Source organism: Streptomyces sp. WAC 06738, assembly GCF_003945505.1.
GTDB lineage: Bacteria > Actinomycetota > Actinomycetes > Streptomycetales > Streptomycetaceae > Streptomyces.
Genome location: NZ_CP029618.1, coordinates 4,565,773 through 4,578,732 on the forward strand (window position 1 = coordinate 4,565,773; position 12,960 = coordinate 4,578,732).

General features: G+C 71.1%; 15 protein-coding genes and 2 pseudogenes. 6 read left to right on the top strand and 11 right to left on the bottom strand.

Annotation, left to right across the window (positions count from 1 at the left end):
* Positions 1-108: 108 nt before the first annotated feature.
* The 5 genes and pseudogenes from DMB38_RS19890 to DMB38_RS19910 all read right to left on the bottom strand — a co-directional run bounded on the left by DMB38_RS19890 (position 109) and on the right by DMB38_RS19910 (position 5,544).
* Complete coding sequence (locus DMB38_RS19890) at positions 109-807, bottom strand: lytic polysaccharide monooxygenase (protein ID WP_125936308.1); 699 nt, start codon at positions 805-807, stop codon at positions 109-111.
* Positions 808-1,016: 209 nt separating this feature from the next.
* Entirely contained in the window at positions 1,017-2,693 is a 1,677-nt protein-coding gene (locus tag DMB38_RS19895; RefSeq protein ID WP_125936309.1) for a PH domain-containing protein, read from the bottom strand.
* Entirely contained in the window at positions 2,690-3,223 is a 534-nt protein-coding gene (locus tag DMB38_RS19900; protein ID WP_125936310.1) for a PH domain-containing protein, read from the bottom strand. The genes DMB38_RS19895 and DMB38_RS19900 overlap by 4 nt, the downstream gene beginning before the upstream one ends.
* A gap of 88 nt (positions 3,224-3,311) precedes the next feature.
* A pseudogene (locus DMB38_RS19905) lies at positions 3,312-4,300 on the bottom strand (zinc-binding dehydrogenase).
* Between the two features lie 92 nt (positions 4,301-4,392).
* Complete coding sequence (locus DMB38_RS19910) at positions 4,393-5,544, bottom strand: FAD-dependent oxidoreductase (RefSeq protein WP_125936311.1); 1,152 nt, start codon at positions 5,542-5,544, stop codon at positions 4,393-4,395.
* Between the two features lie 107 nt (positions 5,545-5,651).
* Between DMB38_RS19910 and DMB38_RS19915 the strand changes: the two genes are divergently transcribed.
* Positions 5,652-6,377 (top strand): pentapeptide repeat-containing protein, encoded by a 726-nt coding sequence (locus DMB38_RS19915; RefSeq protein WP_240662385.1) that lies wholly within the window; start codon positions 5,652-5,654, stop codon positions 6,375-6,377.
* A gap of 152 nt (positions 6,378-6,529) precedes the next feature.
* Here the strand turns inward: DMB38_RS19915 and DMB38_RS19920 are convergent, their stop codons facing one another.
* A complete protein-coding gene (locus DMB38_RS19920) occupies positions 6,530-7,105 on the bottom strand; it encodes a TerD family protein (RefSeq protein ID WP_047017323.1) in 576 nt (191 codons plus the stop codon).
* Between the two features lie 160 nt (positions 7,106-7,265).
* Here DMB38_RS19920 and DMB38_RS19925 point away from each other — a divergent pair.
* The 5 genes and pseudogenes from DMB38_RS19925 to DMB38_RS19945 form a co-directional block, all read left to right on the top strand.
* A pseudogene (locus DMB38_RS19925) lies at positions 7,266-7,397 on the top strand (aminoacyl-tRNA hydrolase); the annotation flags it as partial.
* A 545-nt stretch (positions 7,398-7,942) separates the two neighbouring features.
* Complete coding sequence (locus DMB38_RS19930) at positions 7,943-8,242, top strand: hypothetical protein (protein WP_125936312.1); 300 nt, start codon at positions 7,943-7,945, stop codon at positions 8,240-8,242.
* 120 nt (positions 8,243-8,362) lie between these two features.
* Entirely contained in the window at positions 8,363-8,842 is a 480-nt protein-coding gene (locus tag DMB38_RS19935) for a hypothetical protein (protein WP_125936313.1), read from the top strand.
* 109 nt (positions 8,843-8,951) lie between these two features.
* Positions 8,952-9,317 carry a hypothetical protein gene (locus tag DMB38_RS19940; RefSeq protein ID WP_125936314.1) on the top strand — a complete coding sequence of 122 codons (366 nt, stop codon included), beginning with the start codon at positions 8,952-8,954 and terminating at the stop codon, positions 9,315-9,317.
* Positions 9,318-9,399: 82 nt separating this feature from the next.
* Positions 9,400-9,795 (top strand): hypothetical protein, encoded by a 396-nt coding sequence (locus DMB38_RS19945; protein WP_125936315.1) that lies wholly within the window; start codon positions 9,400-9,402, stop codon positions 9,793-9,795.
* 285 nt (positions 9,796-10,080) lie between these two features.
* On the opposite strand, the gene DMB38_RS19950 is transcribed toward DMB38_RS19945, so the two are convergent.
* From DMB38_RS19950 to DMB38_RS19970, 5 genes are read right to left on the bottom strand one after another with little or no spacing between them, the layout of a single operon-like run.
* Complete coding sequence (locus tag DMB38_RS19950; RefSeq protein WP_125936316.1) at positions 10,081-11,592, bottom strand: hypothetical protein; 1,512 nt, start codon at positions 11,590-11,592, stop codon at positions 10,081-10,083.
* Complete coding sequence (locus DMB38_RS19955; protein ID WP_125936317.1) at positions 11,589-11,780, bottom strand: hypothetical protein; 192 nt, start codon at positions 11,778-11,780, stop codon at positions 11,589-11,591. Before DMB38_RS19955 ends, DMB38_RS19950 begins: the two co-directional genes overlap by 4 nt.
* A gap of 2 nt (positions 11,781-11,782) precedes the next feature.
* Positions 11,783-12,055, bottom strand: coding sequence for a hypothetical protein (locus DMB38_RS19960; protein WP_125936318.1), 273 nt, complete (start codon positions 12,053-12,055; stop codon positions 11,783-11,785).
* Entirely contained in the window at positions 12,052-12,519 is a 468-nt protein-coding gene (locus DMB38_RS19965; RefSeq protein ID WP_125936319.1) for a hypothetical protein, read from the bottom strand. The genes DMB38_RS19960 and DMB38_RS19965 overlap by 4 nt, the downstream gene beginning before the upstream one ends.
* Before the next feature lie 8 nt (positions 12,520-12,527).
* Positions 12,528-12,821 carry a hypothetical protein gene (locus tag DMB38_RS19970; protein ID WP_125936320.1) on the bottom strand — a complete coding sequence of 98 codons (294 nt, stop codon included), beginning with the start codon at positions 12,819-12,821 and terminating at the stop codon, positions 12,528-12,530.
* Positions 12,822-12,960: the final 139 nt, after the last annotated feature.

Here is a 12,960-nt window from a genome sequence, read left to right on the forward strand (position 1 = left end):
TGGCCGGCCCGGCTCGGGGAGGGGGCGGTACGCCGGCACGCGGTGCGCCCCGCCACCGGGGGCCGTTCGCGGTGGCGGGGCGCGGTCCGTACAGGTGCGCCGGGACGGTTACGTGCAGGGGCCGAGGTCCTCCCACACGCCGCTGCCGCCGCCCGGCGTCTCGCCCTGGGTCCACCACTTGGCGCGCCAGGTACGGCCGTTGTGGGTGACCGTGTTGCCGCCGTTGTAGACGGAGCTCGCGTTCCAGGGCGTCGCGGCGCACTGGCCGGGCCCCGGGCCCGGGTCGCTGCCGCCGCCGATGTTGACGTCGATGCAGGAGTAGAAGGCCATGGGCGTGTCGTAGACGTTCCACACGGCGAGGACCTTCTGCTTGCCGGTGAAGTTGCCGAAGTTCACGTTGTGGTACACGTCGGCGGCGGGCTGGGCACCGCCGTCGTTGAACTCGGCGATCTTCGTGCCGCCGATGAAGTACTGCCACGTGCTGGTGCGGTGGCGCGCGGTGATGTGCCAGCTGAACGTGGTCGAGCTGCCGACCCCGGTGACGCGCCAGCCCTTGCCGTTGTCGTCCAGCTCGGCGAACTGCCCGTTGCCGCCGCTGCAGCTCGTCAGGCCCTTCGGGCCCTCGACGCTCTGCGGCTCGTACTTGATCTGCCCGCAGCTCACGACGGCCTGCGCGCACTGGTCCTGCCGGCTCGACGGGGACGTGACCCAGCCGTGTGCGCTCGCGGACGGGGCGGGGAGGCTCACGGCCAGGACGGGGGCGACCGCCGCGCCGACCACTGCCGCCAGTCTTCGTTTCGTGTGCATGTCAACTCCTGGGCTCGCGTGACATGGGAGGACGTGCATGTGGCCACGGGTGGTCCAGCGGGTCACCGTCCGCTGCGCTGCCTTCGCGCGCCGTCGACTGCGGTGCGGCGACCGGGTGTTGGTCTAGACCTTAGCGGCTGTCAGGTCGCGGTCAAGAGGGTGTGGCCCCACAAGTACGCACGTGACTCCACTGGTCTGGACAAGACCGCTCACCGGGCATCCCCCTCCGCGGGTACGGGACCGGGCGCCCGGCCGTCCGCCGCGGCCCCCGTGACCAGGAACGGCGTCAGCAGCTCCGGCACCGCCTCGGCCGCGAACCGCAGCCCCTGCGCCTCCCCCACGTCGTACGCCGCGTACGCCTGCGCCCCGGCCGCCGTCGTCGCCCGCAGCGTCACCAGCCCCGCCCGCCGCTGGAACAGCGACTGCCGCACCGTCCAGCCGACCACCCCGTCCCGCCGCAGCGCCACCGTCGAGCGCCGCAGGGTGCCGCTGCGCACGACCAGATACGGCCCCGCCAGCCCGTGCCCCAGGCTCCGGTACGCGTCCCGCGCCAGCAGCGCCGCCGCCGGCAGCAGCACCGCGGCCGCCACCGCCCCCGCGTACACCAGCCCCCGTACCGGCAGCGCCGCCCCCAGCGCCACCAGCACCATGACCGGCACCAGCGCCGCGCCCAGCGACCACCGCAGCCGCCGCGCCAGCGCGGCCCGCGGGTGCGGCGCCAGCTCCGGCCGGGTGAGCGTGACGGGCGCGCGGAGCACCCGGGCCGTCACCTCGTCGACCACGGCGCGCGGGGCGGCGGGCAGCAGGGCGCTCAGGTCTTCGTCCTCACGGTCCTTGCGGGACAGTCCCGTCGCGATCGCCTCCACCCGGGCCGCGCCCGACAGCCGCACCCCCAGCGGCTCGACGACGTCGACGCCGCGCAGCCGCGCCTCCTCCAGCGATATCGACCGGGTGGTGAGCAGCCCGCGGCGGACGCGCAGCGTGCCGTCCGGCTCGCGCTCCAGCCGGTAGCTCCACCACATCTCGGTCCACACCCCGAGCGACCCCACGAACCCGGTCACCAGCGCGATCGACCCCAGCGCCAGCACGGTCCAGAGCGCGGGCAGCGGACTGAAGGTGTTCCGTACCCAGTCGACCACCGTCTCCTCCGCACCGAACCACTGGCTGACCTGCATCACCGCGCCCCAGCCGGTGAGCGCCAGGAGAGGGGTGAGGAAGGAGAGGGGCGCGTAGCGGATCCAGCCGGGGGAGAGGACGGCGAGCCGCGGGTCGTCGCCGGCCGGTGCGGCCGTCGTGTTGCGGCGGAGGAGCGCGCGGCGCAGCGACTCGCCCTCCGCGCGCCGCACCGGCGTCAGTTGCAGCGCGGACTCGCCCGCGGCGGTCTGGTCGCCGGTGCCGATACGGACCTTGACCAGCCCGAGGAGGCGGAGGAGGGGATGCGCGGTGAGGTCGACGGTGCGGATCCGGTCGCGGGGGAGGGAGCGCCGGCTGGTGAACAGCACGCCGGTACGCAGCTCGACGCGCTCGGCGCCGACGCGGTAGCGGGTGTGGCGCAGCCGCAGCACGTCCACGGCGAGCCCGCCGCCGAGGAGCAGCACGCACCCGGCCAGCACCCAGGCCACGGCGGCGCGGAAGTCGAGGTGCGCGGCGAGCCCGGCGCCGACGGGGACGCCGGCGCCGAAGGCGGCGCCGAGGAGGAGCTGGGCGGTGACGAGGAGGGAACGGCGGTCGAGGCGGCGCCAGTCGGGGGCGGGGTCCGGTGGGGCCGGAGAGCCGGCGGCTGCTTCGGTACGCGGGGCCGCGGGCGCCGGGTCCGGGGCGCCCGCGGGCGCCGCGGGCCGCTCCCCGGGGACGCCCGGCCCCGTACCCGTGGCGGCGTCCGTCACGTCGCGTCCCCCGGGGTCTTCTGCGTCGCCAGCGCCAACTGCTCGGCCAGCTCCGCGGCTTCCTCGTGGTCCAGCGCCTCGATCCGCAGCGCGCCCTTCGCCGACGCGGTCGTCACCGTCACCGCCGCGAGACCGAACACCCGCTGCAGTGGTCCCCGTTCGGTGTCCACCGTCTGGATCCGCGACATCGGCGCGATCCGGGAGTCGACCCAGAAGTAGCCGGTACGGACGTACACCGCGTCGTCCGTGACCTCCCACCGGTGCACGCGGTAGTACCACCGCGGCAGCCCCGTGCCCGCCGCCAGCCCCGCCGCCGCGACCCCCGCGGCCACCGCCAGCAGCCAGAACCTGGCGGGACCGATGAACGCGCCCAGCACCCCCAGCACCGCGACCGGCACGGCCGCCGCCAGCAGCAGTCGCGTACGCCACCAGGCGACGGCCCGGCGGTCCACCCGGTGGTGCGGCGGCCGCAGCCGCGGCCCCGCCGGGCCCGGAGGCCCGCCCTCTCGATCTACGTCCACGATCTGCACCGTACGTCCTGCCGCGCGGAGGTCACGGCCGGGTGCGCAGGGTTCCGGCCGCGGCGACCGGCTCGTGGTGCTCCTCTCTCCGGGCCTTCTACGGCTCCAGGACGACCTTCCCCACCGTTCCCCGCGTCTCCAGCGCCCGGTGGGCCTCGGCGGCCCGTGCCAGCGGGTAGCGCTGCACCAGGGGTGTCCAGCGGCCCGTCGCCGCCTCCGTCAGCGCCGCCTCCTCCATGCGCCGCAGGGGGTCGTCGCCGCCGATGCGGCTGAGCCAGTCGGGGCCGAGGACGTTGACCGACGTGATGCCCCGCTCCGCCAGCTCCGCCTCCGTGAACTCCAGCGGCGTCCCCGACGACCAGCCCAGCACCAGGTGCCGCCCGCCGGGCGCGAGGAAGTCCGCCGCCGTGCGGGCCGCGGCGCCGCCGACGGTGTCGAGGAGCACCGTGGGCCGGCGGTCGCCGAGGGCGGCGCGTACGGCGTCGGGCCAGTCCTGCTCGGTGTAGTCGGCGGCGGCGTCGGCGCCGAGGTCCCGTACGCGCGCGACCTTCTCCGGGCCGCCGGCCAGGCCCACGGCGTACGCGCCGATGTTCCGCGCGTACTGCACCAGCAGCGAGCCGACGCCGCCCGCGGCCGCCGTGACGATCACGACGTCGTCCGCCGTCACCTCGGCGAAGTGCAGGAAGCCCATCGTCGTCCGCCCCGTGCCGATCATCGCGACGGCCTCCGCGGCGTCGAGGGAGTCGGGCAGCGCGTGCAGCCGCTCGGCCTCGGTGACGGTCAGCTCGGCGTAGCCGCCGGGGCGGAGCCCGATGTGCGCGACGACGCGGCGGCCCAGCCACTCCGGGTCTACGCCGTCGCCCACGGACTCGACGGTGCCGGCGACCTCGCGGCCGGGGATCGTGGGCAGGTCGGGGGCGGCATGGGGCCGCCGGTCTCACCGGCGCGCAGGAAGGTGTCGAGGAGGTGCACCCCGGCGGCGGCGACGGCGATACGGACCTGGCCGGGGCCGGGTACGGGGTCTTCCGTCTTCTCGTAGACGAGGTTCTCGGCGGGGCCGAAGGCGTGAAGTCGTATGGCGTGCATGAGGCCAGCAGACAACTTGAACAGAACTTCAGGTCAAGGGGCCCCGCCCTCGGGCCGCACCGGAGCCGCGCACGCCCCCGCGCCCCGCCCCGCTACGCCGCCGCGGCCGGCCGCCCCTCCGGCAGCGCCAGCCGCACCGCCTCGATCGCGCTCGCGAACGCCACCTCGCTCAGCACACCCGGCGCCGCCACCTGGTCCCCCGCCAGGTACACCCCGTCGCCCCGGTCCACCGCCGGCCGGTCGCGCCAGGTGCTGCCCGGCGGGTCCACCGCGCCCGTGCGGCCCGCGGCCAGCGCCTCGCGGCGCCATACCGTACGGTCCCGCCAGCCCGGGTAGCCCAGGTCCAGCAGCTCCTCGGCCCGCGCGACACCCACCGCCTTGTTCTCCCCCGGGGCCACCGGCACCTGGCTCTGGATGAGCTGTTCGCCGGCCGGGGCCAGCGACGGGTCCCCGGCGGAGAAGCGCTCCGCCCAGCCGGGGGTGTCGAGGTCGGAGACGACGAAGGCGTCGCCGCGGCGCTCGCGCACGGCGAGGTCGAGGAGGACCGTACGGCCCGAGTGCCAGGTCAGCGACGCGTCGCCGAGGAGCGCGCGGGCGGCGGGCAGCGAGGTGGCGACGACGACGGGGCCGCCCCGCGGCAGCTCGGCGACGCGGGTGCCGATCTCGATCCGTACGCCGAGGTTCCACGCCATGCTCGCCATCCGGTCGACGACGGAACCCCAGCCGCCCGCCGGGTAGTGCGCCTCGGGCGGCAGCGCGGTGGTGCGGCGCAGCCGCTCCTGGACGAAGGCGGCGGACAGGGAGCCCGGGTCGTGGTGGAAGATCGCGACGGCGCTGTAGTGGGCGGCGGCCCGCGCGCCGGCCTCGCCGGCGATCTCCGCGGCCCAGCTGTGGAAGTCGCGGTCCACGGGCGCCTCGCGGCGGCGGACCAGGCGCAGCATCGCGGCCGGCGGGACCTTCCGCAGCCGGCCGTCGCGGCGGAAGCGGAACCGGGAGCCCTCCAGGGGCGGGATCGGGGCGAGCGGGCCGAGGAGGTGGCGCCGCTTCAGCCAGGCCCAGTGCGGGCCGCGGTAGTAGAGGGCGTGCGGCCCCTCGTTGGTGCGGTAGGGCGCGTCGGCCGTACGGGCGCGCCCGCCGACGGTGTGGTGCGCCTCGTACAGGGTGACGCGGGCGCCGGCCTCGGCGGCGGTGATGGCGGCGGTGAGCCCGGCCAGCCCGCCGCCGATGACGGAGATCCGTCGCATGTGGTGCTCCTCACCTGCGATATTGCCGTTCTGATCACAGGACGAGGGCCGGGGGCGGGAATGTGACATCGGGCGCGGTGTCAGTGCCGTGGGTCACGATGGGCCGCATGACGAGGCGGAAGACGATCAAGGCGCCGCGGCGGCCCGCGGTGCGGCTCCCGGCATCCCTGGAGCGGTACGGGGCGGGCGAGGAGGCCGCCGCGGGGACGTACCGGACGGCGGACCTGGAGCCCGACGGGGACTACGACGCGCTGGAGTTCGCCGGGCTCGACCTGACGGGGGCGGACGGCGCGGGGGCCCGCTTCATGGACTGCGCGCTGCGCCGCTGCGTGCTGGACGCGGCCCGGCTGCCGGCCGCGCGGCTGATCGACTCGGTGCTGGAGGAGGTGCGCGGCGCGGGGACGGACCTGGCGGGGGCGACGCTGCGGGACGTGGAGCTGACGGACACGCGACTGGGCGGCGTGCAGTTGCACGGGGCGACGCTGGAGCGGGTGGTGGTGCGCGGCGGCAAGGCGGACTTCCTCAACCTGCGCGGGGCGCGGCTGACGGACGTCGTGTTCGAGGACTGCGTGCTGACGGAGCCGGACTTCGGCGACGCCCGGCTGGAGCGGGTGGCGTTCGAGGGCTGCGCGATCCAGCGCGCGGACCTCTCCGGCGCCCACCTGAAGGACGTCGACCTGCGCCGCGCCTCGGAGCTCACCCTCGACCGCGGCGTGGACCGCCTGACCGGCGCGACCATCAGCCCCGACCAACTCCTCGCCCTCGCCCCGGCCTTCGCCGCCCAGGTGGGCGTGGAGGTCCGGGCGGTGGATGACGTGCGGAAAAGCCCCTGAGCAACGGGGGCCGGCGACGCGGTTCCACGGCCCGCCGGCAGGCGGCGGCCCCGCCGAGAGCTTCGGTTGGCGGCCCCGACCCGCGAGCGGCCCGCCGCGCTGGCGCGCGGCGGGCCGCTTCGCGTCCGCGGGGTCCCGTGGACCCCGGTGTGTCAGACGCTGACGCCGAAGTCCTGGGCGATGCCCGACAGGCCCGAGGCGTAGCCCTGGCCCACCGCGCGGAACTTCCACTCCGCGCCGTTGCGGTACAGCTCGCCGAAGACCATCGCGGTCTCCGTCGCCGCGTCCTCGCTGAGGTCGTAGCGGGCGATCTCCGTGCCCCCGGCCTGGTTCACGACGCGGATGAACGCGTTGCGCACCTGGCCGAAGTTCTGGCTGCGGGTCTCGGCGTCGTAGATCGAGACCGGGAAGACGATCTTGTCGATCTCGGGCGGCAGGCCGACCAGGTTGACGTTGATCTGCTCGTCGTCGCCCGCGCCCTCGCCGGTGACGTTGTCACCGGTGTGCACGATCGTCTGGTCCGGCGACTGCCGGTTGTTGAAGAAGATGAAGTGCTGGTCGGAGAAGACCCGGCCTTCGGCGTTCACCGCGATGGCGCTCGCGTCCAGGTCGAAGTCCACTCCCGTCGTCGTGCGGACGTCCCAGCCGAGACCGACCGTGACGGCGGTCAGCCCGGGGGCTTCCTTGGTGAGCGAAACGTTGCCGCCCTTGGACAGGCTTACGGGCATGGGGAGTCCCCTCCTGGTTCTGGCTCCACGTGCCGGAGCCACGTCTACGGACCACAACGCCGGTGTGCCCCACCCGGTTCCACGCACCGTACCCCCGCCACTTCCGGGCGACTTCCGGGTGGCGCAAACGACGTGACAGGTCGAACACCCGCGCGGGATCATGGGAGACATGTCCGGTCCCTACCGCATCCGCGGCTCGGTCGTCCTGCCGGAGGCCGAGCTGCTGTGGCGTTTCTCGCGTTCCTCCGGGCCGGGCGGTCAGCACGTGAATACGAACCGTACCAGAACTCAAGGGACGTCGGATCTACCGTCTGACCTGCGGTTTCTTCGTCTTCAAGCCGCTTAGCGGCCAGCTCATCGTGAGGGACAGCCCCCTCCGGACCGTCTCCGGCCGGCTCGTCCTCCGTCGCCGTCGCCCGGCCGCCGTCCCCGCCCAAGAGTCGACGGATCGCATCAGCGTCCTCGTCCATGCGTCCCGCGAACGCCGCCAGGACGGCCGCCGCCAGGTGCGGCGTGAAGCACACTTCGACCCCTGTGGCCGTGACCCGGGCCGCGGCCTCGTTGCGCTCCCGCAGGATCTCCTCCTGGTTGCGCAGAAAAATGACGTCGGCGCTCTCGCGTCCAGCCCTCAAGGCCCCTCCCCAGTCCACCCCTAGGGCAGGTGATCGTACCGCCTCCAAGGCCCCCATGTAGGGCGTCTCTGCACTCCAACGGCCCATGGCCGTACGGCATCTGGGGTACCCCATCGTGTTGTCCCCCGACGACTCCGGCCCGGGTGTTTCCATGTTGTAGCGCCATATGGGTGGCGACTTTCATTAGTAAGGAGGCGAACAAGAAATGAACCGTGGAATCCGACATTTCCTGGCGTGGCTGATCGGACTCAGCGCGGTGGCAGTGGTCGTCTACATGGGCGTGGCGGATTCCGGTCCGGACATGGACGAGAAGAGCTACAGGGCGGGCTACCACGCCTTTGGGGACGCCTGGCTGCCGCCGAGCGAGGATGACCGGGACGTCGACAAGGCGTACTGCGAAGAGCTGTGGGGGAAGTTCCCCTCCGACGAACTCGACGGTCTGAGCAAGCACGACTGGGTGGAGGGCTGTGCCGACTACCGGGAGGGTAAGGACGCACAGTTCTAGCCCACATGAGCGGCTCGGCCGAAAAATTCTGGGGCTCTTGCTTCCTTCGGGAGGTGGGGGCCCTTGTCAGTGGGAGCGCCTACGCTGTGCGCCACCGAAGAGATAGCGAGGGAGAGCTTGGTGAGCGGGATTCCTGGGGAGAGCATGAGCGCGGCGGCGGCCGTGGATGCGCTTCTGGCTGCCGTTGAGACGGAAGAGGAGGGTGAGATCCTGCGGGATCTCCTCGTGCGGACTGACCTGATCAAGGAATGCACGAAGTGCGACGAAGTGCATCGGCAAGCAGGTCAGTTGTGCATCTCGTGCCAGTCCGCGTCGAACCGTGAGGCGCCGCTGTCGGATGACACCCGCTGGAGCCTCGCATTCGGCGAGGCGGGGGTTGGCGACGTGCATACGTGGGCTCTGCGCATCGGCGAAGGTTCCGCGGCCCTCGTTCAGGCGATCAACGTGACGCTTGACCCGGAGGACTTGGGCGGAGCACAGAAGTGGGCTGCCGGTCTTCTGGCGAAGAAGCTGGAGCTGATCATCGTGGACTGGGCACCGAAGGCCGCCGAGGCGGGGGCAGAACCCGATCAGTGGATTGCCGTCATGCAGACCGACTGATCGCAAGAGCCACCAGACCCCGCTTCAGCGGGGTTTTCGCATTTCAAGGGGCGTTGTCAGTGACCCCTGGTAGACCACTAACTCCAAGCAGAGAGAGAGGGAGTTCGACATGGCACGTCTGACGGTGACCGGGTGGCGCGGTGTGGAGGGGGAGGAGGCTGAGGAGTTCTCGCCCTGGTACTTCGACACGGAGAACGTCCGGGTGAAGGTCGAGAACGAGACGGACCTGGACGGTCAGAGCAACAACGTCTCCAGGACCACCGGTGACGAGTTCAGCCGCGAGACGCTGTACGTGACGGCCAAGGGCCGGCTCGCCGTGCGCTTCACCTCGCAGTGGCAGGGCCAGCCGGACCAGGTGGAGCAGTTGGAGGTCAAGCATGCCGTGGACTGGCTGGTCCGCAACGGCTCGGACCCGTCGGAGTACGAGGGGATGCCGGAGGAAGTGGTGAAGGAGTACCAGAGCCGCGAGGGCTGATACCGCGGCCGATTTCTTAGGGCCCCGCTCCCGTGTGGAGTCGGGGCCTTTTGCATGCCCGAAAACAGGGAGGGAGGTCGGCGTGGCCGACGACGAAGTGAGGAAACCGCACGGGCTGATGGGGTACGCCACGTGCTTGCACGACCCGCGGTGGGACGACAACGAGTTCGTGCAGAACGTGGGCCATGCGCTGGCCGGCCTGGTCCCGCTGAGGATGTCCGAGCTGAGCAGCGCGGGTGAGGCCGAACTGATGGCGCTGGCCCAGGGGGCGGCGAAGACCATCACGGAGAAGGGCGATGTCTTCCAGTTCCAGGCGGATCAGCGGCGTAAGGGCTGGAAGCCGAGCGGTGTGCTGAGCGCACTGGTGAACGCGTACGCGGTCCTGGCCCTGAACTCCCCGGATGAGGGGGTCACGTTCTTCGCGTTCCACTGCTGTTTCTGGGAGCACGAGGGCTGCCCGAAGAACAACGACCGGTAGTCGCGCCGGTCGCCATCTGGTCCCCGTTTCCGGTTGGGAGGCGGGGCTTTGTCGTGTCTGGAGGCAGGCAGTGGTGGGGGTCGTTCTGGAGTTCCTGGGGACCGTTGTGGGGTTCATGTTCCACAGCACGGTCTCGACGGTGGTCACCGCGGCGGTTGTGTCCGCGGGGTGCCTGTGGTTCGCCCACTGGCTGATGTCCGAGCCGGAGCCGAGGCGCGCGAAGCGAGCGAAGCGGCGCCGGCGACGGCACAAGGGTCGTTCCGGGCCTTGGGCAGGGTGAGGGGGTTACTCCTTCGGCGCGGGCTCCTCGACGACTTCGGCGTCCATGATGCCCAGTTGGCTGAGGGCGTCTTCGGTTGACACTGTCCCGGCCGGCGAGAGGGCGGGGGGCCCATCGGAGCGTGATCCGAAGAGGCGGGAGATGATTCCGACCTCGTTGGTGGCCGCCCCCTCTCCTCGGCCGGCCATCTTCATCGAGAACGTAAATCCCGCCTCCTCGATGTCCGCCTTGAGCTTCACGTATTTGGCGAGTCGATCCATCTCGCCGGAAAGGTTCGGGTCCGCGTATCCGCCTTCTACCTCCTCTGACATGCGCATAGAGAAAACGCGCATGGCTTGCATGGTGATAAGTGAGTCGAGCAGGGCGATGTACTGCTCTTTGGTTTTGACCCTGACTGGCATCTCGTAGACGCAGGACTCCCCGGGCTGGTACTCGGGGCATTTTTTGGCGAGGAAGCACCCGTCGCAGACCCGGATGTTGGGGTCGACGGCGTTGATGCGGTGTTCGGTGCGCGTCTTTCGTTCCCCGGTTTCGGGGTCGGTGTAGCGGTGGACGAACTCCTCGGTGGCGATGCCGGGGAGGAGCTTCTTCACTCGTTCGGTGGGGGGTTGAGTTGCTACCTCGTTCCCGGTTTCTGGGCGGATCGCCGTAACTGATGCGAGGTGCCTTTCCCCGTTTCGGGGTGTGGCCTGTTCGGGGGTGGGAGTTACTGCGTCTCCGTGGCGCTGTGAAATGTGCGCGATCTGGTGCTGCCAGGACCACAGGCTGAGGCGGAGGTTCTCGGTGGCGTCGTCGGCTTCGATCTTGTCGATGTCGAAGCCGGCGCCGGTGATGAGAGTGCGGTGCCTCTTGCGGGCCTGGCCCTTGTAGCGGGTGGGATAGCGCTTCATCTCGGAGCCGGCCCAGATGAAGGTCTCTCCGTGCTGTGCGGCGCTGAGCCAGGTGGTGGAAGAGACGGAGTACCAGTCCGCGGAGAGCATGAGGGGTGGGCTGGAGAAGCCCATGCCGTGCAGTCGGATGGTGCGGCTGATAGAGCGCAGCAGAGGGACGATGTCCCGGTCGCCGACGGTGGCCTGGCCGACGGCGATGTAGGGGTACTGGTTGGCCATCTGCTTGAGGGCGTCGATGCCCCACTCTTCATGCCAGACGACGATGGCCTTGTCGGTGTCGAGGTGCTGCCGGCGGGCTTCGATCCAGTCGCGGCCCATGGGCAATGCGTCGAATTCGGTGTATGCCTGGGTGCGGTCCAGGTTCTGTTCCACGAACGCGTCGTAGTGGTCGGCGATTTCCTGGATTTCCTCGGGTGTGACCTCGACGCCGGGCCGGTTGAGGGTGTGACAGCCACTGTCTAGAAATACGGACTGCTCCGGGGGGTAGTGGTCGTTGATGAGCCAGGGCTTGGAGAACTTGACCCGTCGGCGCAGTCCCATGTAGCTCATGCCGACGTGGGGGACCTTTTCGGTGGTGAGCAGGTTGCGGTGGGAGGGGATTTCCGCGCCCGCGAAGTAGAAGATCACGGGGCGTCCTCGAAAATCGCGTCCATGAAGGTGGAGCGCCGGAAGTGGATGTTGTCCTGGGCGAACATGGAGGCCAGGCCGGCGGCGACTTCACGCACGGTCTGGGTCCGTGTCGGTTGTCGCTTGCCTTTGGGCGGCAGGGCCGCGCGCAGGACGGCGGCGGCTTCGCGGTAGTGCTTGCGCGACATGCTCATTCGGCGTCGGCCTCACGGCTGTCGATGAGGGTGACGACGGTGGCGCCGTTGTGGCCGTGGATGGCTACGACGTCGTCGATGGAGTCGTAGATGGCGGTCGACTTGGTGCCGGTGTTCCAGCGCATCGCTACGGTGCCGTCGGGGAAGATCACGCCGCCGGCCACAGTGCCTTCTCCGCTGACGCCCGTGATGTCCTCGTGGCGGTCGAGGTGGAAGCGCACGAGGTCGGTGTCGCTTCGTACGAGGTACTGGGTGTGCTGGGTGGTCATGGCTGCTCCGTGCGGTGGGGGGTGAGGCGGAGTTCGGTCTGCCGCTCGACGGCCTCGGTGAGGTCGTCCCAGGGGCGTGGCGTGCCGGGGTAGTCGGGCCGCCACTGGGGCTGGCTGTATGCGGCGTGTGTGATGACCGCGGTGTTCCAGCCGGCGTCAAGCTCGGCGGCGGCGCAGGTGGGGTCTGGTTCGAGAACCAGGCCCACGCGCCAGGACCGCAGGCGTTCGAGGGCTTCGAGGCGGCCGGCCGGCCCGGCAGCGGGCTGGTGGATGTAGTTGATGTGGCCGCGGAGTTCGCGTTTGGCGAGCCAGAGCCGGGACTGCTCTTCCGTCCAGACGGCGGACAGCAGGTAGAGGCGTGTGTTCTTCGCCAGGGCCTGGTAGAGGCTCCAGCCGGTGTCGTAGTGGCCCTCGCCCTCGGGGGTACGCAGGATGCCTTCGACGACCATGACGGCGGCGAGCACGGCTGGGCCTAGAGCTTGAGTCGGTCGGCGAGGGACTGATGTTGGGCGGCCTGCTGCATCTGCGCGGTGACGGCCATCAGCTGGTGTGCAGTGATCGCGGCTTGCTTGCTGGCCTCGATGTCGCTGACGACCTCGCTCGCGCCGAACTTCATCTCGATGACGCTCGCGGTGTGCTCGGGGTTGACGGCCGTGCTCAGGTCGCTCACCGCTTCCCATTCGCCGTTCTCGTGCTGGACGACGACAAACGCGGTGCGGCACTTGATCGGCTTGCGGCCGGTGTCGGTGGGCACGTCGAGAGGCATGGGTGCTCCTAGCTGATTGCGTCTGGAATTCGGTGCGGGTTCGTTTCCGTGCACTGGCAGCCGTCGACCGGGCTCCAGGAGGGGCACGTGTCGAAAAGGCCGGCGGTGTGACCGCAGGGCTCGTTCCACCACTTCTCGT